General features: G+C 70.4%; 12 protein-coding genes and 2 pseudogenes. 5 read left to right on the top strand and 9 right to left on the bottom strand.

Annotated features, from left to right (window positions below; all coding sequences use genetic code 11):
• Nucleotide 1: 1 nt before the first annotated feature.
• Both narH and ACZ7D7_RS25975 read left to right on the top strand, forming a co-directional pair.
• Nucleotides 2-1,319 (top strand): annotated as a pseudogene (gene narH / locus ACZ7D7_RS25970) (nitrate reductase subunit beta); the annotation flags it as partial.
• Nucleotides 1,320-1,364: 45 nt separating this feature from the next.
• Nucleotides 1,365-2,624, top strand: coding sequence for a GAF domain-containing SpoIIE family protein phosphatase (locus ACZ7D7_RS25975; protein WP_470827333.1), 1,260 nt, complete (start codon nucleotides 1,365-1,367; stop codon nucleotides 2,622-2,624).
• A 2,103-nt stretch (nucleotides 2,625-4,727) separates the two neighbouring features.
• Here ACZ7D7_RS25975 and ACZ7D7_RS25980 read toward each other — a convergent pair.
• From ACZ7D7_RS25980 to adhP, 3 genes are all read right to left on the bottom strand, one after another.
• A complete protein-coding gene (locus ACZ7D7_RS25980) occupies nucleotides 4,728-5,408 on the bottom strand; it encodes a CBS domain-containing protein (protein WP_470827335.1) in 681 nt (226 codons plus the stop codon).
• A gap of 1,399 nt (nucleotides 5,409-6,807) precedes the next feature.
• Nucleotides 6,808-7,140, bottom strand: coding sequence for a cupin domain-containing protein (locus ACZ7D7_RS25985; RefSeq protein WP_470827336.1), 333 nt, complete (start codon nucleotides 7,138-7,140; stop codon nucleotides 6,808-6,810).
• A 105-nt stretch (nucleotides 7,141-7,245) separates the two neighbouring features.
• Nucleotides 7,246-8,256, bottom strand: a complete 1,011-nt coding sequence (gene adhP, locus ACZ7D7_RS25990) for an alcohol dehydrogenase AdhP (RefSeq protein ID WP_470827338.1) — start codon at nucleotides 8,254-8,256, stop codon at nucleotides 7,246-7,248.
• Nucleotides 8,257-8,809: 553 nt separating this feature from the next.
• Here adhP and ACZ7D7_RS25995 point away from each other — a divergent pair.
• From ACZ7D7_RS25995 to ACZ7D7_RS26005, 3 genes are all read left to right on the top strand, one after another.
• Nucleotides 8,810-9,502 (top strand): response regulator, encoded by a 693-nt coding sequence (locus ACZ7D7_RS25995; RefSeq protein WP_470827339.1) that lies wholly within the window; start codon nucleotides 8,810-8,812, stop codon nucleotides 9,500-9,502.
• Between the two features lie 126 nt (nucleotides 9,503-9,628).
• Complete coding sequence (gene gap, locus ACZ7D7_RS26000; protein ID WP_470827341.1) at nucleotides 9,629-10,657, top strand: type I glyceraldehyde-3-phosphate dehydrogenase; 1,029 nt, start codon at nucleotides 9,629-9,631, stop codon at nucleotides 10,655-10,657.
• 37 nt (nucleotides 10,658-10,694) lie between these two features.
• Nucleotides 10,695-10,952, top strand: a complete 258-nt coding sequence (locus ACZ7D7_RS26005; RefSeq protein ID WP_470827342.1) for a hypothetical protein — start codon at nucleotides 10,695-10,697, stop codon at nucleotides 10,950-10,952.
• A gap of 44 nt (nucleotides 10,953-10,996) precedes the next feature.
• On the opposite strand, the gene pflA is transcribed toward ACZ7D7_RS26005, so the two are convergent.
• The 6 genes and pseudogenes from pflA to ACZ7D7_RS26035 all read right to left on the bottom strand — a co-directional run bounded on the left by pflA (nucleotide 10,997) and on the right by ACZ7D7_RS26035 (nucleotide 19,002).
• Nucleotides 10,997-11,743: a pyruvate formate-lyase-activating protein gene (gene pflA / locus ACZ7D7_RS26010; protein ID WP_470827343.1), complete on the bottom strand. Its 747-nt coding sequence runs from the start codon at nucleotides 11,741-11,743 to the stop codon at nucleotides 10,997-10,999.
• Nucleotides 11,740-14,001 (bottom strand): formate C-acetyltransferase, encoded by a 2,262-nt coding sequence (gene pflB, locus ACZ7D7_RS26015; protein WP_470827344.1) that lies wholly within the window; start codon nucleotides 13,999-14,001, stop codon nucleotides 11,740-11,742. The genes pflA and pflB overlap by 4 nt, the downstream gene beginning before the upstream one ends.
• Nucleotides 14,002-14,231: 230 nt before the next feature.
• Entirely contained in the window at nucleotides 14,232-14,852 is a 621-nt protein-coding gene (locus ACZ7D7_RS26020; protein ID WP_470827345.1) for a hypothetical protein, read from the bottom strand.
• 153 nt (nucleotides 14,853-15,005) lie between these two features.
• Nucleotides 15,006-17,390 (bottom strand): phosphoketolase family protein, encoded by a 2,385-nt coding sequence (locus tag ACZ7D7_RS26025; protein WP_470827623.1) that lies wholly within the window; start codon nucleotides 17,388-17,390, stop codon nucleotides 15,006-15,008.
• 124 nt (nucleotides 17,391-17,514) lie between these two features.
• Nucleotides 17,515-18,344: pseudogene (locus ACZ7D7_RS26030) on the bottom strand (universal stress protein).
• 217 nt (nucleotides 18,345-18,561) lie between these two features.
• Complete coding sequence (locus ACZ7D7_RS26035) at nucleotides 18,562-19,002, bottom strand: pyridoxamine 5'-phosphate oxidase family protein (protein WP_470827346.1); 441 nt, start codon at nucleotides 19,000-19,002, stop codon at nucleotides 18,562-18,564.
• Between the last annotated feature and the right edge of the window lie 284 nt (nucleotides 19,003-19,286).

Consider the following 19,286-nt stretch of genomic DNA (forward strand, 5'->3'; position numbering starts at 1 on the left):
CATGCGCGTGATGGCCCAGATCGCCATGGTGATGAACCTCGACAAGTGCATCGGCTGCCACACCTGCTCCGTCACCTGCAAGCAGACGTGGACCAACCGCACCGGTGTCGAGTACGCCTGGTTCAACAACGTCGAGACCAAGCCGGGCGTCGGCTACCCGCGCCGCTACGAGGACCAGGAACACTGGAAGGGCGGCTGGATGCTCGACAAGCGGGGCCGACTGGTCCTGCGCTCCGGCGGCCGCGTCAAGCGCCTGCTGTCGATCTTCTCCAACCCGGACCTCCCCTCGATCGAGGACTACTACGAGCCGGTCACCTACGACTACGACAACCTCATCAGCGCCCCGGCCGGCAAGGACATGCCCGTCGCCCGCCCGCGCTCGGTACTCACCGGCAAGCCCACCGCCATCACCTGGGGCGCCAACTGGGAGGACGGCCTCGGCGGCGCCCCCGAGAACGCGGGCGACGACCCCAACCTCACGGGGGAATGGGCTCAGAAGGTCAAGTTCGAGTTCGAGCAGACCTTCCTCTTCCACCTGCCCCGCCTGTGCGAGCACTGCCTCAACCCGGCCTGTGTCTCCGCCTGTCCGTCAGGCGCCATGTACAAGCGGGTCGAGGACGGCATCGTCCTGGTCGACCAGGACCGCTGCCGGGGCTGGCGGATGTGCGTGACGGCGTGCCCGTACAAGAAGGTGTACGTCAACCACGCCACCGGCAAGGCCGAGAAGTGCACCTTCTGCTTCCCGCGCATCGAGGCCGGTCAGCCCACCGTCTGCTCCGAGACCTGCGTCGGCCGGCTGCGCTACCTCGGGCTGCTGCTGTACGACGCCGACCGCGTCGGCGAAGCCGCCGCGACCTCGGACGAGAAGGACCTGCTCGACGCGCAGCGGGGCGTCTTCCTCGACCCGCACGACCCGCACGTGATCGCGGCGGCACGGCAGGCCGGTATCCCGGAGGACTGGCTGGCCGCGGCGCGCCGCTCCCCGGTGTACGACCTGGTGATGCGCTACAAGGTGGCGCTGCCGCTGCACCCGGAGTACCGGACGATGCCGATGGTCTGGTACGTGCCCCCGCTCTCGCCGGTACTGGATGCCGTCGACGCCGCGGGCGGCAACCAGGACGACCCCGACCACGTGTTCGCCGCCGTCACCCGGCTGCGCATCCCGCTGGAGTACCTGGCGGAGCTGTTCACCGCCGGGGACGCCGACGTCGTCGCCGGGGTGCTGATGAAACTCACCGCCCTGCGCTCGTACATGCGCGAGCGCACCCTCGGCGAGGAGGGCGACGAGGCCGTGCTCAAGGCCGTCGGCCTGACCGGACCTGGCCGGAGTCGACCCGCCGCACGGCCGCGGCCTGCTCGCGCTCATGATCGAGCAGCGGGAGCCGCTGCGCGTGGACGACGTGCCGCGCCACCGGGACGCAGTCGGCTTCCCCACCGGACATCCGCCGATGCGCACCCTGCTCGGGGTGGCCATCGGCGTGCACGGGCGCATCTACGGCAACCTCTACCTGTCCGACCGGCTCGACGGCCGGCCGTTCGACGAGCAGGACGAGGCGGTCGTCCTCGCGCTGGCCGGCGCCGCAGGCATCACCATCGAGAACGCCCGCCTGTATGAGCAGATACGCGCCTCCACCGACCACTTCCAGCGCCTGCTGCTGCCCACCCTGCCCGATCTGACGCCATTCACCGCGGCCGCCGTCTACCGGGCGGCCACCGCGCCCGGCCACCACCTGGGCGGCGACTGGTACGACGCCCTGCTGCTCCCGGACGGCGCGTGCGCCGCGATCATCGGCGACGTACTCGGCCACGACCTGACCGCGGCCGCCGCCATGGCGCAGACCCGCAATATGCTCCGCGCCCTGCTGTACGACCGGCGCACCCCGCCGAGCCTGGTTCTGGACCGGCTCGATGTCACCCTCCACGCCACCACCACCGACGTCCCCGTCACCACCGCCTGCCTGGCCCGCATCGAGCCCGACCGCGACGGCTGGCGCCTGCACTGGTCAACAGCCGGCCACCTTCCACCCCTGCTCCTCACCGCCGACGGGCGCACCCGCTACCTGCACGCCGAACCCGGCGTGCCACTCGGCGTCGACACCCGTCTGCCACGCCCCGACCACACCCACCCCCTCGCGGCAGGAGACACGGTGCTGCTGTTCACCGACGGTCTGATCGAACACCCCGACCACCCTCTGGATGCCGGACTGGACACGCTGGCCGCCACCGCCGCCGCCCACGCACGACTGCCCCTGGACGAACTGTGCCGCACACTGGCCGACCACAACCCCAGCGACGGCCACGACGACCTCGCCCTCCTCGCCGTGCACCCCGCCCACCGCCCGCGAGAACCAACGCCACGCGAAGAAGGCGTAGCGCGCCTCGTCTGCGGCACACCGCCCGGCGGTCATCCATCACCCCGGCAGCGCGGTGCATCGCAGTACTGGCCTCGGGTAGCAGCGGACTATCGCGGATGTTGCCCTGCCCCGAGAATGCCGACGAAGCGGCGTTCAAGTGCCGATGAAGCTGCCGGCGAATCGGGCGGCATCCTCGGTGAGGGCTCGCCTTCAGCGCCAGGGTGCCGCTCACCCTCTCGCCTCGTCGGGCGACGGTCCGGCCGCGGGTGAGCAGCGCGATCAGCGGGCCCTGGTTGCGTGGCCTGTGGCCGAAGCGGAGGTGAGCAGCCACCGGCGGCCGCCGGCGCCGCGAAGGCGTGGGCGAGCGGGTCACCGCGGTCCGTGGCGGGCAGTGCGTCGGGATCGAGAGCGACGCCGGCCGGGACACCGATGCAGCCCAGTTGTTCGGCGTTGCGGCCAGCCCGCGCAGCCAGCCGCGCACGGTGTCCTCCGGGACGCCAAGCCCGGTGGCGATCTGCCGGTGTCGTGCCGTGCCAAACAGGAGCAGGGACGGGGCCCTGCCGCTGATGCGGCAGGGCCCCGGGGGAATGGGCTTGAGCACGCAACCCACCGGTCGTCGCCGGCAGCCCGACGGCGACGACCGGCTCCCGCAACCGGCCAGCCGGAGGGGAGTGTGAGCGGGCACCACGGCTTCTGGTCCGAACCGAAACGCCCTCGATTGGCATCGGCGCGGCCAACGCAGCCTGCTGCACCTGCTCACCGGCTTCCCCGAAATCCTCAACCGACACCCTGTTCCCGCCACCACCGCCCGGCATGGTCGGTGAACGGTTATGGACGCTTCGGAGGAGGAGTTCCTCGGATGCCGGTGGTGCCGTGGCCTGCAGCAGGCCGAGACCGCGCAGGGCTGTGGCGTTGGCACGCAGGCCCGGTCGGAGGGTGCGGGCCGGCCCCGGCCCCCGCCCGGTGGGCGGGGCGGACGCGGGTGGTCATCGCGGTGATCACGATCATCCGGGCGCAGCGGTGGGGCGCCGCATGACGGTGGTGAGCGGGGCTGCAGGGGCAGGGCAGTACTCCCGGGATCGAGTGCGGCAAGTGCCGCCGCCGGGATGCGCCCAAGGACGGACCCCCAGTAGTGGCGGTGGCAGACTCTCGTGGATGTCCGGCCGCCGCAGGCGAGCGGCGGCGGCCGGAGGCGCGAGGACCGCCGCTCCCCTTCGGTCGGGTCCTCGCGCCCGTGCCCTTCGGCGGCGGTGGTGCGGGAGTTACCGCGCCGCCTTTGGGCGAGGCTGGAGCCGCCTTGTCGGTGATGCGGCTCCAGTTGGGCTCGATGCCAGTGGGACAGGGCCAGAAGCCGTCCGGCCCCCGGGTCTCCTGCCCCGACACACGTCCGCCAGTCCCGAACACGCGAACGAGAGGCACCCGCGTGCGGGGTGTGCCGCGTCACGGGGGGAAGTCGGGTGCCCGCCCGGTGCCCTAGTTCCGGCGTTGGGCGGGGGCTGGCGGCGTATGCTCGCAAGGGTCGTTGAACCCGGGCGAACAGCCCTGTGGGGCGGCGGCCCTAGAGCGGGGAGCGATGACCATGGCTCACGTCGGAATCGCGCCTGCTGCTCAGGGCAGCTACCAGGCGTACGTGGAGCACCTGAAAGGATGTCAGGACTGCCCAGCAGGGCGGGGGCGGTGCCCGGTCGGCCAAGCGCTGTGCCGGGTATATCTGGCGGACACCAGGAAGAAGTGACACGGCAGGACCGGCATAAGGCCGCTCTGCAGTCGGCGTGACGGTGATGAATGCGGTGATCACGGCTCAGCCGGTGGCGGCGCCCTGTGCTGCGACCCGGGCCCTGGCGGCGGCGAGCCGACAGGACTCTGCTCGGTCTCGATGATGCTGGCGCGAAGGTGAGCCGGTTCTTCATCGCGATCAGCAGCCCTCTCCGGCCCGGTCGGCCAATACTTGTTGAGGAATACCGGAATACCTCTTCACCTATGGTGGCAGTGGCTGCCGGTGTCAACCCGCTGGTGCCGGATGCGTGTCCTTGCTGATGCTCATGCGTTGACCGGGCGACACGACACCGTGCAGGTGTTGTGTCGGTGGCCCCGCCATGCTTCCCGGTGATCACGGCAGGGGCTGCTCCGGCTGAACCGGCCGGGTGACGGGCGGCTCCAGACGTCATGGCACCGACACCTCAGGAGCCGCCCGTCCTTCTCGTGTGGCCGGGGATCAGCTGGCCGCCGCGCGTTCGGTCCGTGCGTTGGTGTGGGCGAGACGGTAGGACTCCGTGCTGGCTGATCGCGTACCGATCAGCCTTTCGACTACGACTCTCCGATCCGGCCCCTGCGCAGAGGGTCAGCCGACGTGATGGCTCTTCCTGCCCGGCCTCAGCGGAGTCGGGGTCCGGCCGTCGCCGTCGCCGCCCTCAGGCTGTTGACGACGCCGACCACACCGTCGATCCGGTACGTCAGCTGGATTGCCGACGGAATGTCGCTGTGGCGCTCCAGGCGCCCTTCCAGCGTGACCATGCCGTCCCGCACGGACGCGGTCACGGTGTCGGGCGGCAGGCGCATGGCGCGGGTGAACACCTCGGCGATGACTTCCCGGCGGATCTCCTCGTCGGTGCGCAGGAAGACGCGCAGCAGGTCGCGGCGGGTGGCGATGCCGATCAGCCGGTCCTCCTCGTCCACGACCGGGAGGCGTTCGACGCCGTGGCGTTCCATCACGCGCGCGGCGTCCGCGACCCGCTGTTCGGGGTGCACCGTGATCGCGGGCGATGTCATCAGGTCCTCCGCGGTGGTGGCCCGGGCGACGGCGGCCGCGCGGCGGACGGAGCGTCGCAGTGCCGGCACGCGGAACCGCCGCACAGAAGGGTCGGCGGACTGGGCCGCCTGGCGGCGGATCAGGTCGGTCTCGGAGATCACGCCCAGGACCTTGTCGTCGTGGTCGACCACGGGCAGCCCGCTGATCCGGTGCCGGTCCAGCAGCCGGGCCAGATCCTTCAGCGGCGTCTCCCGGCGGGCTTCGATGACCTCGCGGGTCATCACGTCACCAACGATGTGCGTCATCACGCCCACTTTCTTCCTTGTGCGTCGTCTCCCCGGCGGAGTGCGGCCGAGCGTTGCGCCAGGATCGGCGTGGCTCCGCGATGGGCACCGGGGCCGGAGCTCACGGGCTTGCTCGGCCGTAGTGGTCGACGTCATCCTGTCGGACCGTCCCGGGGAGCCAGCCCCTGGTGCTATTTCAGCTTCCTTCCCATGCGGGAGTGGGGGCAGGGGCCGAGCGTCCCTGGGTCGAGGACCGAACTGCCCCAGAACCTCGGGGCGGATGGAACGGAGGTCATGACAATGGCCGTGAACGGGACGTACCGGCGGTGTCACGCTCCGACGGTTGGAACGCGGCTACTCGCATTGCACTGCTGCGGCCGCAGGGTCTGGGCCGGCACCCGCGACCGCGTGTGAAGCCTCGAAGGGGAGCCCGCGCACCCGCGGCGGGAAGACCACGACGAAGTGCCACACCGCCCGCTTCATCCTTGTCCCCGCCCTGCGCGAGGAATTCGACGTCCCGCATCCCCGAGGACCGCGGGTCCGGACGACCGTGGAAGCCTGTCCACGAGCTCAAGCGCCTGGCGCGCGACTCGGCTGCGTTGATGACACTGTCCACCAGCTCCAGCCGGCCGGTGTCCAGCTCGATTTCCTCTGGCCCGCTCACCGGAATCTTCGACCACAACGGGATGGGGGCGATGTTCTTCGCCGTGCTCGCCGTCGCCGCCCAGCAGGACCGCTACTACGTCCGTGAGAAGCCTCCTGGAACGGCAGGTCGCCGCCGCGAGCAACGGCAACCACGGCGGGCGCTCGGAGGATCAACGATGACTCGCTCACCTTGGCGCTCGTCCTCGCCCTCAAGAATCAGGGCATCCTCTTCCTTAGATCGTTAAGAAGCTGTACGTCAAGACGGGCGAGAACACCGGCCAGAATCCCTCGATCGCCTCCCTCTACACGGTGCTGGCCAGAGCCGAACAACAGGAGCCGGCCGCTACCGCAGCCATCGGGCCACGCCACCCGTGACCTGTCAGTGTTGCGGGATGGCGCCACTGGGGCCGCCGACGCTGACCGGCCCCACCGCGCCGGTCAGCGTAGGCGGCCTGGCGAAGGGCGGCGACCGTTTCACGACTTGGGTCTGTCCGGTCAAGGGGCGGGCCCAACTCACCACACTGCTGCGGAGAGCCCAGCTGCTTCTTACCCCCGCACCAGCCGGGTGACCGCACCTGAACCGCCCATGCAGCTGGATCCACGAGGATGCGGCGCTGACCTCCCCAGGCACACCGCCGCATCCTCACCAGGCACTCAACCAGCTACTCGCCCGTAGTGAAGACACCCCTGTCGCCGGCCCGGAACCGCCGGCGCTGAGCGGCTCGGTCGCGCGACGAGCTCGTGCGTCGCGGGGGCGTTGTCGGCGGTTCGGGCGTCAGCCGTGCTTGGCGACGGTGAGCAGCACCGCCGCGTCTTCGACGGCCTGCAGGCTGTGGCGGGCTTCGGGGATGGTGATCAGGTCACCGGTCCGGCCCTCCCAGGAGGTGTCGCCGCTGGTGAGCCGTACACGCCCGCGCAGCACCAGCAGGGTCGCCTCGCCGGGACTCTCGTGCTCGGCGAGGGCGGTGCCGGCGGTCAGCGCCAGAACGGTCTGGCGCAGGACGTGTTCGTGGCCGCCGTAGACGGTGGCGGCGCTGCGTCCGGTGGAGGCGGCCGTGGCGCGTTCCAGGTGCTCGCGGGCCAGTGCGTCGAGTGAGAGCTTCTGCATGGTGTCAAGTCTCCGTGTCTTCGCGGACGAGGGGCGACCGCCGGCGCGCCGTACGGTGGGTCGCAAGCGGCCGCGGCTACGGCGGCGGTCGTGTGGTTCCGGCGGTCACATCTCGAAGACGATGCGTGCCTTGATCTGTCCGTCCAGGACTTCGGCGATGGACTCGTTGACGGTGTCCAGCGGCCGGGTTTCGTAGATGACCTTGGTGCGTCCGGCGGCGTGGAGCTGGAACACTTCGGCGAGGTCCTGGCGGGTGCCGACGATGGAGCCGATGACGGAGGTGCCGTTCAGGACGGAGTCGAAGATCGGCACCTGGATGGTTCCGCCGGCGGGCAGGGCGACCATGACCAGTTTGCCGCCGCGCCGCAGCCCGCCGTAGACGGAGGCGAACGCCTGCTCGTTGACGGCCAGCGCGATGGCGGCGTGCGCACCGCCGTGCTGCTTGAGGACCTTCGCCGGGTCCTCCTTGCGGGCGTCGATGAGGATGTCGGCGCCGAGTTCGCGGGCGAGGTCGAGTTTGTCGTCGGTGACGTCGATCGCGGCGACGGTGGCGCCGGCGATCTTCGCGTACTGCACGGCCAGGTGGCCGAGTCCGCCGATGCCGGAGATCGCCACCAGCTGGGTGGGACGGACACCGGCGACCTTGAGGGCCTTGTACGTGGTCACGCCGGCGCAGGTCAGCGGGGCGGCGTCGCGCGGGTCGATGCCATCAGGGACCACAGCGGCGAAATCGGCCGGGGCGAGCATCTTCTCGGCGTACCCGCCGTCGCAGCCGTAGCCGGTGTTGATCTGCTGCTCGCACAGAGTCTCCCAGCCGGACAGGCAGTGCTCGCACCGTCCGCAGGCCCAGCCCAGCCAGGGCACGGCCACCCGCTGCCCGGTCTCCAGGTGGGTCACTCCGTCGCCGAGTGCCTCGACGATGCCGACGCCCTCATGGCCGGGAATGAAGGGCGGGGTGGGCTTGACGGGCCAGTCGCCGTGCGCGGCGTGGATGTCGGTGTGGCACAGCCCGGACGCCTCCACGCGGATGCGGATCTGGCCGGGGCCGGGCTCCGGGTCAGGCCGTTCCTCGATCACCAGCGGCTGGCCGAAGGACCGGACGACTGCTGCCTTCATCACATGCTCCTCGAGCTCTCTCGGTGTGGGGCGATTCCAGCGTCGACTCCGTCCCGCCAAAGCGGCAGGTCCTGGACGTCCCTGAGGGTGGGGCCGATCGGCCCCGAGCAACTCGGAGACGGACCTTGATCCGGACCGGGCTCGCTGACGCGGGATGCCTCCTGCTGATCTGACGCCATTGCGCCCGGCCGTGCGGGGCCGGGAAACGCGGGACGGCGCACGGCGTGGCCGACCACCCAAAGTCCCCGCTTCTCGCGGCCGTCGGTATGACATCCGAGGCGTATCCCAGACCGGCAACGCGGGTTGAGCGGGAGCTGAAGATGATGCTCGCACCGTGGTTTGAGCGGGCCGACCAGATCCTTGTTCGGCCGCTGCCGGTCCGGGTAGACGATCCGATTACCCGGGAAAGGGCGGGGCGCTGAGGTCAGTAGGGCCGACCGGCCCTGGCCCTTTGACCCCGGATCGCGCAAGATCTGCGATAGGCAAGCACCGGTTACACCCCGTGGGCGATGGTCCGGTGCAGGATTCAGACAGTCCAGAACAAGGAGCATCCATGGCGGACGGCGCGCAGCCCGGCCCCGACAACCCGATCCGGGTCTTCCTGCTGGACGACCACGAGGTGGTACGGCGCGGGGTGCACGACCTGCTGAACGACGAGCCGGACATCACCGTCGTCGGCGAGGCCGCCACTGTCGAGCAGGCCCTGGTGCGCGTGCCCGCGCTGCGCCCGCAGGTGGCGGTGCTCGATGTCCGCCTGCCCGATGGCGACGGCGTGTCCGTGTGCCGGGAGCTGCGCTCGCAGATGCCGGAGTTGGTCTGTCTGATGCTGACCTCGTTCGACGACGAGGAAGCCCTGCTGGACTCGATCATGGCGGGGGCGTCCGGGTACGTCCTGAAGCAGATCAAGGGCTCGGACCTTGTCTCGGCCGTCCGGACAGTCGCCGCCGGCCAGTCCCTGCTCGACCCCAGCGCCACCGCCAGGCTGATGGCCCGGCTGCGCCAGGGCCAGGAGCCTGAACCCGAGCCCGACGCCCTGCCCGGTCTGACGGACCGGGAGCGGGAGATCCTGGCCCTGATCGGCGAGGGGCTGACCAACCGCCAGATCGGCCAGCGGCTCTTCCTCGCGGAGAAGACGGTGAAGAACCACATCTCCCGGCTGTTGGCCAAGCTCGGCGTGGAGCGGCGCATCCAGGCCGCGGTCATCGCCACCCAGGCCCAGGACCGGGCCAAGCCGCAAGGGCACTGAAGCCCGCGGCGAGCCGCTGGGCCGAACGTCCTCCCGCCTCGCCCCCGTCCGGCCCAAGCACGATCCCGTCCCCGGCCAGCAGGCTGGCAGCGACACGGAAGCGGATCGATCGGGAGGACGACGGACATGGGCGTGCGCGTGGGAATCAACGGCTTCGGCCGCATCGGGCGCAACTACCTGCGGCTCGTGCTGGAGCGCGCGGAGACAGCGGCCGGCACGCCGGTCGAGGTGGTGGCGGTCAACGACCTCACCTCACCGGCGGGGCTCGCCCATCTGCTGGAGTACGACTCGACGTACGGCAGGCTGCGCCGCACGGTCGAGCACGACGACACCTCGATCACGGTCGACGGCCACCGCATCGCCGTGACCGCCGAACGCGACCCCGCCGCCCTGGACTGGGCCGGCCTCGGTGTGGACGTCGTCATCGAGTCCACCGGACGCTTCCGCAGCCGTGAGGACGCCGGGCTGCATCTGAAGGGCGGCGCCCGTAAGGTGCTGCTGTCCGTGCCGGGCAAGGGAGTTGACGCCACCATCGTCATGGGCGTCAACGAGGGCACCTACGACCCGGACAGCGACCACGTCGTCTCGAACGCCTCGTGCACCACCAACTGCGTGGCACCGATGGTGAAGGTCCTCGACGACGCCTTCGGCATCGACAAGGGCCTGATGACCACCATCCACGGCTACACCAACGACCAGGTCGTCCTGGACGGCCCGCACAAGGACCTGCGGCGGGGCCGCACCGCCGCGGTGAACATCATCCCGACCAGCACCGGAGCGGCCCGTGCCGTGGGCCTGGTCCTGCCGGAGCTGGCTGGCACCCTCGACGGCCTCGCGGTCCGCGTCCCCGTCGAGGACGGCTCCCTGACCGACCTGACCCTCGTACTCGACCGGGAGGTGACGGTCGACGAGATCAACGCCGCCTTCCGGGAGGCCGCCGACGGGCCGCTGAAGGGAATCCTGCGGGTGTCCGACGCCCCGATCGTCTCCCGCGACGTCGTCGGTGACCCCGCTTCCTGCGTCTTCGACGCCCCGCTCACCCAGGTCCACGGGAACCTGGTGAAGGTGTTCGGCTGGTACCACAATGAGTGGGGCTACACCAACCGGCTCCTTGACCTCACCGAGTACGTCGTCGCCCGGCTCCCCCTGGGCTGACCGACGAAGAGCTGATCAGAATAGGCGTCACCGCTGCGTGAGGCAGCCACGTCTCCCCCGCGCCGGCCAGGCCATCGCCGTGGCGATGGCCTGGTACACGGCCGTCGTCTACACGGTCACCGGTGCCGGGGCGCTGGCGGGCAGCAGCTGGTGGCCCACCGCAGCTCTGGTCGGGGCCGCAAGTGGGCTCGTCCTCAAGGCGATCTGGTTCGACCCGTGGCTCAGTGTCGGCGTGCTGTTGGACGTGGGCGTCATCGTGGCCGTGGCCTGCACGTGGCCGGCCTCCGTGTACTGAGCACGAGCAGCAGACCGGTCACGCGGTCCCGGGCCCTCAGCACGTCAGAGCGCTCGCAGGCCGTGCTCCCGGAACTGCTCGCGCACCCGCTCCGTCAGCTCGGGACCCGGCGTGGGGGTGTCGCGCAGCGGGAAGGGGATGCCCAGCCCGTCGTACTTGTGGGCGCCGAGCTTGTGGAACGGCAGGACGTCCACCCGGTCGACGTTGCCCAGCCCGGACAGGAACCCGCCGAGGCCGTCGACGGCCGCCGGATCGTCGGTCCAGCCGGGCACGAGGACGTAGCGAATCCACACCGGGACGCCGAGCCGGTCCAGGCGGGTGGCGAAGTTCAGGGTCGGGGAAAGGTCGCCGCCGGTCAGCCTCCGGTAGGTCCGGACGTCGAAGGACTTGATGTCCAGCAGGACCACGTCGGTGTCGGCGAGCAGCTCGTCGGTGGCGCGGGCGCCGAGGAAGCCGGAGGTGTCCAGGGCCGTGTGCAGACCGAGTTCCTGGCAGCGGCGGAAGACCGAGGCCGTGAACGCGGGCTGCAGCAGGGCCTCGCCGCCGGTGAGCGTCACTCCCCCGCCGGCGGCGGTGAGGAAGGGCCGGTACCTCTCGATCTCGGCCATCACCTCGTCGACGGTGGTCTGTTTCCCGTCGCGCATGTGCCAGGTGTCGGGGTTGGCGCAGTACAGGCAGCGCAGTGGGCAGCCGCTGAGGAACAGCACGAACCGGGTTCCGGGACCGTCCACTCCCGTGGACAGGTCCCAGGAGTGGATCCGGCCCGTCACCGGTGCGACCGTGGTGCTCACAGCGAGCCGTGGAAGGTACGGCTGATCACGTCGAGCTGCTGCTCGCGGGGCAGGCGGACGAAGTTGACGGCGTATCCGGAGACGCGGATGGTCAGCTCCGGGTACTTCTCCGGGTGTTCCATGGCGTCCTCCAGCGTCGCCCTGTCCAGGACGTTGACGTTCATGTGGAAGCCGCCCGAGGCCGTGTAGGCGTCGAGGATGCCCACCAGGTGGCCCGACCGCTCGTCGGGGTTGTGCCCCAGCCCCTCCGGGGTGATCGTCGTGGTCAGCGAGATGCCGTCCCGGGCCTCCTCGTACGGCAGCTTCGCCACCGACAGCGCGGAGGCGGCCACTCCGTGCCGGTCACGGCCGTTCATGGGGTTGGCGCCGGGGGCGAAGGGCTGTCCGGCACGCCGGCCGTCGGGGGTGTTGCCCGTGTGCTTGCCGTACACCACGTTGGAGGTGATGGTCAGCACCGACTGCGTGTGCTCGGCGTTGCGGTAGGTGGGGTGCTTGCGCACCTTCGCCATGAAGGACTTCACGAGGTCGACGGCAATGGAGTCGACACGGTCGTCGTTGTTGCCGTACGCCGGGAAGTCGCCCTCGATCTCGTAGTCGACAGCCAGGCCCGTGTCGTCCCGGATCACCCTCACCCGGCCGTACTTGACGGCGGAGAGGCTGTCGGCGGCCACCGAGAGGCCGGCGATCCCACAGGCCATGTACCGGTACACCGGGTGGTTGTGCAGAGCCATCTCGATGCGCTCGTAGGCGTACTTGTCGTGCATGTAGTGGATGACGTTGAGCGTGTTGACGTACGTGGCCGCCAGCCAGTCCAGCATGCGGTCGTACGCGGCCGACAGCTCCCCGTACTCCAGGTACTCGCCGGCCAGCGCGGCCGCCTCGGGCGCGATCTGCTCGCCGGTCATCTCGTCCCGGCCGCCGTTGATCGCGTACAGCAGCGCCTTGGCGAGGTTGACGCGGGCCCCGAAGAACTGCATCTGCCGGCCCACCGTCATCGCGGAGACGCAGCAGGCGATCGCGGTGTCGTCGCCGGTGTGCGGGCGCATCAGGTCGTCGGACTCGTACTGCACGGCGCTGGTGTCGATGGACACCCGGGCGCAGAACTCCTTGAACCCGGACGGCAGTTGGGGCGACCACAGCACGGTCAGGTTGGGCTCCGGGGCCGGGCCGAGGTTGTAGAGCGTCTGCAGGAAGCGGAAGGACGTGCGGGTGACGAGTGTGCGCCCGTCACCTCCCATGCCGCCGATGGACTCGGTCACCCAGGTCGGGTCGCCGGAGAACAGCGCGTCGTACTCAGGGGTGCGCAGGAACCGTACGATCCGCAGCTTGATCACGAAGTCGTCGATCAGCTCCTGGGCGCGGGTCTCGTCGAGGGTCCCCTCGTCCAGGTCGCGCTGCACGTAGACGTCCAGGAACGTGGAGGTGCGGCCCAGCGACATCGCGGCGCCGTTCTGCTCCTTCACCGCCGCCAGGAAGCCGAGGTAGAGCCACTGCACGGCCTCGTGGGCGGTGACGGCGGGGCGGGAGACGTCACAGCCGTACGAGGCCGCCATCTGCGTCAGTTCGCCCAACGCCTTTATCTGCTCGGCCAGTTCCTCGCGGTCGCGGATGACGTCCGGGCTGGAGAGCCGCGTGTCCAGCAGGGCGCGCTCGGCTTGCTTGGACTCGATGAGCCGGTCGGTGCCGTACAGCGCGACCCGCCGGTAGTCGCCGATGATCCGGCCGCGGCCGTAGGCGTCCGGCAGGCCGGTGATGATCCCGGCCTTGCGGGCGGCGCGCATCTCGGGCGTGTAGGCGTCGAAGACACCGTCGTTGTGGGTCTTGCGGTAGGTGCCGAAGACGCGGGTGACGAAGGGGTCGGCCCGGTAGCCGTACGCCTTCAGACTGTTCTCGACCATCCGGAGCCCACCGTTGGGCATGATGGCCCGCCGCAGCGGGGCATCGGTCTGCAGGCCGACGATCAGCTCCCGGTCGCGGTCGATGTATCCCGGCCGGTGTGAGGTGATGGTGGACGGGTTGCCCGGGTCGACGTCGAGGATTCCCTTGCGCCGCTCCTCGGGGAACAGCCGAGCGACCTTGTGCCAGACGGCCAGCGTGCGCTGGGTCGGACCGACCAGGAACGTCGAGTCGCCCTCGTACGGCGTGTAGTTGGCCTGGATGAAGTCGCGAACGTCGATGCGGTCGCGCCAGCGCAAGCCTGCGAAGCCTCGCCATGCCTCGGTTGCCGCCCGGGCTCCAGTGGTCACCGTTGCCGTCATCGCCGGTCTCTCCCTCGCTCTGCACCTGGAACTTCTTCGCTTCTGATGCTCGTCGCCGGCGATACCCACGAGGAGGGCCTGTCGGAGTACCTGGGCCTGGCCATCGGTCCCTCCCTGCCGGGCCGTTGGGCCCGGCAGGGCCCCCGGCCTCGCCTGGCCGCCGGCGAACGAGCGACGGGGGCACCTCCGCCCGTCGGCGGAGGTGCCCCGGTCCGATGAGCGCGCGGCCCTCAGAGCAGCCAGCGGTTGCGGCTGACGAACGGTAGCCGCGCCCACGCCTTGCCCGGTCCCCAGGTGGCACCGGCGCCCGCGACCGCCAGGGCGATCAGGACGATGGCGTAGATGAGGTGGTAGTCGGCGAACGGGTTGGTCGACATGCTCGCCGTGCCGTCGGACAGGTGCTTGGCCGGCGGCCACTCGGCGATCCACATGAGCGCCATCATGGCGGTGCCGGCGACCGCGGCGAGCCGCAGCGCGATGCCGGAGACGAGGGCGAGGCCGATGCCGAGCAGGCCGAGCATGAACAGCCAGTCCGCCCAGGCGGCCCCGGCCCAGTCGTGGAAGGTGGACTCCATCGGGCCGGCGGCGACCCCGCCGAGGAAGCCCTTGGTGGGCGAGCCGCCGTCGATCCAGCCCTTGCCGGAGCCGGTGGCGTAACCGAGGCCGAAGGTCTTGTCCAGGAATGCCCACAGGAAGACGAACCCGGTCAGGAGCCGGAGCCCGGCGAACACGTACGCGCGGGTCGCCGTCGCGGTGGCGGTCGTCTCGCCGGCGGCGGGAGCCGTCCCGGTCCTGCGCAGGGACGGGAAGCGGAATCCCGGATGACGGTGAGGGTGGTCGTGCACTGCCATGATGCTCATCCCTTTCGAGGGGTATGACGCGCAGGATGTCGGGCGACTCTCGTCGCACCTTCAATGTCCCGCGTCGTCGACGCCCGTCGCAGGGGCTGCAGGGCCCGGACCGCCGGGCCGAACGGCCCCCTGTCCGGGCCCCATTGGCATCGGTCAGCCGTCCCAGGACCAGTCGGCGACCTCCGGCAGGTCGGTGCCGTGGACGCGGATCCACTCGTGGTGGCGCAGCCGGGTGTCCTCCATCAACTGCCGTACCGGGGCGGCCCTTACGGCCAGGCCGGGGACGCGGTCGATGACGTCCATCACCAGTCGGTAGCGGTCCAGGTCGTTGCGGACCACCATGTCGAACGGCGTGGTCGTGGTACCGATCTCCTTGTAGCCCCGCACGTGCAGGTTCTTGTGGCCGGTGCGGCGGTAGGCCAGGCGGTGGATCAGCCACGGGTAGCCGTGGTAGGCGAAGAGCACCGGCTTGTCACCGGTGAACAGGCCGTCGTACTCGAAGTCGCTCATCCCGTGCGGGTGTTCCTCGGCGGGCAGCAGCCGGGCGATGTCGACCACGTTCACGACCCGCACCGTCAGCTCCGGCAGATGGGTGCGCAGCAGCTGCGCGGCGGCCAGCACCTCCTGGGTGGGGACGTCACCGGCCGCCGCGAGCACCACGTCCGGCTCCCGCTCGCCGTTCTTCGTGCCGGCCCACTCCCAGATCCCGGCGCCCCGCGCACAGTGGACCTTAGCCTGCTCCATGGTCAGCCAGTCGAAGCACGGCTGCTTGCCGGCCACGATCACGTTCACGTAGTCGCGGCTGCGCAGCGCGTGATCCGCCACCGAGAGAAGGGTGTTGGCGTCCGGCGGCAGGTAGACCCGTACGACCTCGGGACTCTTGTTGAGGACGTGGTCGACGAAACCGGGGTCCTGGTGCGAGAAGCCGTTGTGGTCCTGGCGCCAGACGTGCGAGGTCAGCAGGTAGTTCAGGGAGGCGATGGGGGCGCGCCAGGGCAGCCGGCGCGTGGTGCGCAGCCACTTGATGTGCTGGTTGACCATCGAGTCGACGATGTGCACGAACGCCTCGTAGCAGGAGAACAGACCATGCCGCCCGGTCAGCAGATAGCCCTCCAGCCATCCCTGGCAGGTGTGTTCGGACAGGATCTCCATCACCCGGCCGTGCCGGTCGAGATGCTCGTCCACCGGCAGCATCTGCGCCTGCCACGCCTTGCCGCTCGCGTCGAAGACGGCCTGCAGCCGATTGGAGGCGGTCTCGTCCGGGCCCACGATCCGGAAGTCACGGCTCCCGCCAGTGGCCAGCATGACCTGTTCCAGCACGTCGCCGAGAACGCGGGTGGGCTCGTGCAGGGTCGCGCCGGGCTTGTCGACGGGGACGGCGTACCGCTCCAGCGAGGGCATGGGCAGTTCGCGCAGCAGTAGCCCGCCATTGGCGTGCGGGGTAGCACCCAGGCGGCGGATGCCGTCGGGGATACAGGCCAGCACCTGCTCGCGGGGACTGCCCTGCTCGTCGAAGAGCTCTTCGGGCTTGTACGAGCGCAGCCATGACTCCAGCTGCCGCAGGTGCTCCGGGTTGTCCCGTACGGCGGACAGCGGAACCTGGTGGGAGCGCCACGTGCCCTCCACCGGCAGCCCGTCGACCTCGGCCGGTCCGGTCCAGCCCTTCGGCGTGCGCAGCACGATCACCGGCCAGTGCGACCGCTCGGACACACCGTCCTCGCGCGCGCTGCGCTGGAGGAAGCCGATGCGGTCCAGGGCGTCGTCCATCGCGGCGGCCATGGCACGGTGCACCGTCATCGGGTCGTCGCCGGTGACGTGGATCGGCGAATGGCCGTATCCCCGCAGCAGCTCGTCAAGTTCGGCCTCGGGCAGCCGGGCCAGCACGCTCGGGTTGGCGATCTTGTAGCCGTTCAGGTGCAGGATCGGCAGGACAGCGCCGTCGTGCACGGGATCGAGGAACTTGTTGGAGTGCCAGGACGCGGCCAGCGGGCCCGTCTCCGCCTCGCCGTCGCCGATCACGCAGGCGACCAGCAGGTTCGGGTTGTCCAGGGCGGCGCCGTAGGCGTGCGAGAGCGAGTAGCCCAGCTCGCCTCCCTCGTGGATCGACCCGGGTGTCTCGGGGGCGACGTGGCTGGGCACGCCGCCGGGGAAGGAGAACTGACGGAACAGCCTCTCCATTCCGGCCGCATCGCGCGACACGTCCGGATACGTCTCGCTGTAGCTGCCCTCCAGCCAGGAGTTGGCGAGCACCGCGGGACCGCCATGCCCAGGGCCCCAGATACACAGGGCGTCTTGGCCGCGGGCTTTGATGACGCGGTTGAGGTGGGTGTGCACCAGGTTCAGCCCGGGCGAGGTACCCCAGTGGCCGAGCAGCCGCGGTTTGACGTGCTCGGGGCGCAGCGGCTCGGTCAGCAGGGGGTTCGCCATGAGGTAGATCTGGCCGACGGACAAGTAGTTCGCGGCGCGCCAGTGGGCGTCCAGCGTCCTCAGCTCGTCGTCGGTGAGCGGGGCGGACGCCTGCTGCGTGTCGACGGACATCATGGGTCCCTTCCGGGTCGGGGGGCGGTCGGAGGTGCACGCGGGTACCTCCCCACACTCACCCGCCCAGGCGGGTACCCAAAAGGGGCCGACCGGGCCATACACTGTGCCGCTGTGCCTGTCTTCAGGTCGTCGCCACCAGCACCACAGGACAGTGGGAGTGATGCATAAGGACATGCCCGACCGGGCCCAGGGGTGGGCCCGGTCGGCCCGCGCGCCGGTGCATGCCGATGACCACGACGCCAGCCTCGCGGGTAGCCGTCAGGAGAGCGTGGGCCGGGCCGGTGCGGACCGTGCGGCTGTCGACCTCGGCCCCGGGGTACTCCTCCCGAAGCCGGGCGATACTGAAGCGCGGCACCGCTTCTTCCGCCCGGTCGCGTCGGGCCTGTCGCTGCTGGCCAGGACTCGTCGCGGCAACCAGCGAGGCCGGCTCCGGTGTGGTGTACCGGTGTGTCGCGGAGTGCACGACACGCAGCCGGACCCCACGCCGGGACGCCTCCTGTAGGCAAAGGCAGCCGCGGCCTCATCGGCGTCGCTCTCCAGGCCGAGCAGCACCTCGCGCCCCTCGTCGCGAGGGTGATCCCCGCGGACGACCAGCAGCGGACCGTGCATGTGCGCGGCCAGGCGCCAGCTCACGGAGCCGGCCAGCAGGCCGGAGACACCGCTGAACCCCCGGGTGCCCACGACGGTGAGGGTCGCGCCCTCGCTTTCCCGTGCCAGCACCCGCACGGCGCCGCCCTCCACAGCCCTGGCCTCCACCGGCAGACCGGCATGGCGCTCGTGGACCCGCGAGGCGGCCGATACCAGAACCGGCCCCGCCTCGTCCCGGTCGGCCACGGCGTACACGATGCGCAACGCGGCGCCACGGAGCACCGCCTCCTCGGCGGCCCAGTCCAAGGCCCGTACGGCGACCAGTGAACCGTCCACTCCAACCACCACATGACGGTCAGTCATTGTCCTGTTCCCTTCTGCTCCATGCACGGGGTGTTCACCCCCTGGGTACCGAGGACGGTGACAAGATCGACGCCCGGCCGGCCGGGCGTCGATTCCGCCGCGGCTCCACGGAGATGCTCGTCGTCCGCGGACACTGCGGGCAGAGGCCGAGGGAACCCGGCAGCGCGTCGTACGGCCCCGGCCCGACGAGAAATGACGGGAAGAAGGAGGAAGAGCTTCAGGCGGGGAGATCCACCCCGTACAGGGTTCGTCCGCCGACGAGTTCCCGTCCGGTGACCAGCTCGGGCTCGATGCGGACGAAGACCTCCTGCGGCGCGGGCACCCAGGAGACCGGGCCGGTGCGGGCCAGGCGTTCATGCTCGGGCGGGTCGGTCACCACTGTGGCCGTGCCCGTGACGACAACGCTCCAGCCAGAGTGGCGGGCCGCATCGACGTCGTCGGATTCGAAGGCGACCACCGCGCCGTCGATCGCGCGGACCAGTTCCGAGGTTGCGGAGGTACGCAGCAGGATCGCGCCGTCGCCGTCAAGGGTGAAGTTGACCGGCAGCACGGCGGGCAGGGCGTGGCGCGTGTAGACGATGCGGCCGATGGGCGCCTTGGCCATCAGCCGCAGGCACTCCTGCCGCCCGAGTTCGCGGAAACCGTCATTGGGGTCCATCAGCCAGCCCGTCTCTCACCTGGTACAGCGGCATTGCGGTCTTCCACCCTGCCCCGGAGGAGGCCAGAGGATGAGGGGCCATGGGTCCCGGCCGGGACGGAGAACGACCCGCGCAACACCACGGTCGATGGGCCGCACGGCCGGCCTGTCCGCCGTGTTCGCCGAATACTCGGCTGCTTCGCCACGCCTGACGGGCCCTGCAGGACCAGACGGGTAGGGCCGATCGTCCCCACGCGCGCCGCACCTTGCCCTGTTCTCTCATTCCATGTCCGCCGTCTTCGAGC

The sequence above is a fragment of the Streptomyces sp. NPDC037054 genome (assembly GCF_055606745.1).

Bases quoted from the DNA above. Each gene is read 5' to 3' on its own strand.
- ACZ7D7_RS25975 (WP_470827333.1), top strand. From the start codon at position 1,365: ATGATCGAGCAGCGGGAGCCGCTGCGCGTGGACGACGTGCCGCGCCAC.
- ACZ7D7_RS25980 (WP_470827335.1), bottom strand. From the start codon at position 5,408: ATGACGCACATCGTTGGTGACGTGATGACCCGCGAGGTCATCGAAGCC.
- ACZ7D7_RS25985 (WP_470827336.1), bottom strand. From the start codon at position 7,140: ATGCAGAAGCTCTCACTCGACGCACTGGCCCGCGAGCACCTGGAACGC.
- adhP (WP_470827338.1), bottom strand. From the start codon at position 8,256: ATGAAGGCAGCAGTCGTCCGGTCCTTCGGCCAGCCGCTGGTGATCGAG.
- ACZ7D7_RS25995 (WP_470827339.1), top strand. From the start codon at position 8,810: ATGGCGGACGGCGCGCAGCCCGGCCCCGACAACCCGATCCGGGTCTTC.
- gap (WP_470827341.1), top strand. From the start codon at position 9,629: ATGGGCGTGCGCGTGGGAATCAACGGCTTCGGCCGCATCGGGCGCAAC.
- pflB (WP_470827344.1), bottom strand. From the start codon at position 14,001: ATGACGGCAACGGTGACCACTGGAGCCCGGGCGGCAACCGAGGCATGG.
- ACZ7D7_RS26020 (WP_470827345.1), bottom strand. From the start codon at position 14,852: ATGGCAGTGCACGACCACCCTCACCGTCATCCGGGATTCCGCTTCCCG.
- ACZ7D7_RS26025 (WP_470827623.1), bottom strand. From the start codon at position 17,390: ATGTCCGTCGACACGCAGCAGGCGTCCGCCCCGCTCACCGACGACGAG.
- ACZ7D7_RS26035 (WP_470827346.1), bottom strand. From the start codon at position 19,002: ATGGACCCCAATGACGGTTTCCGCGAACTCGGGCGGCAGGAGTGCCTG.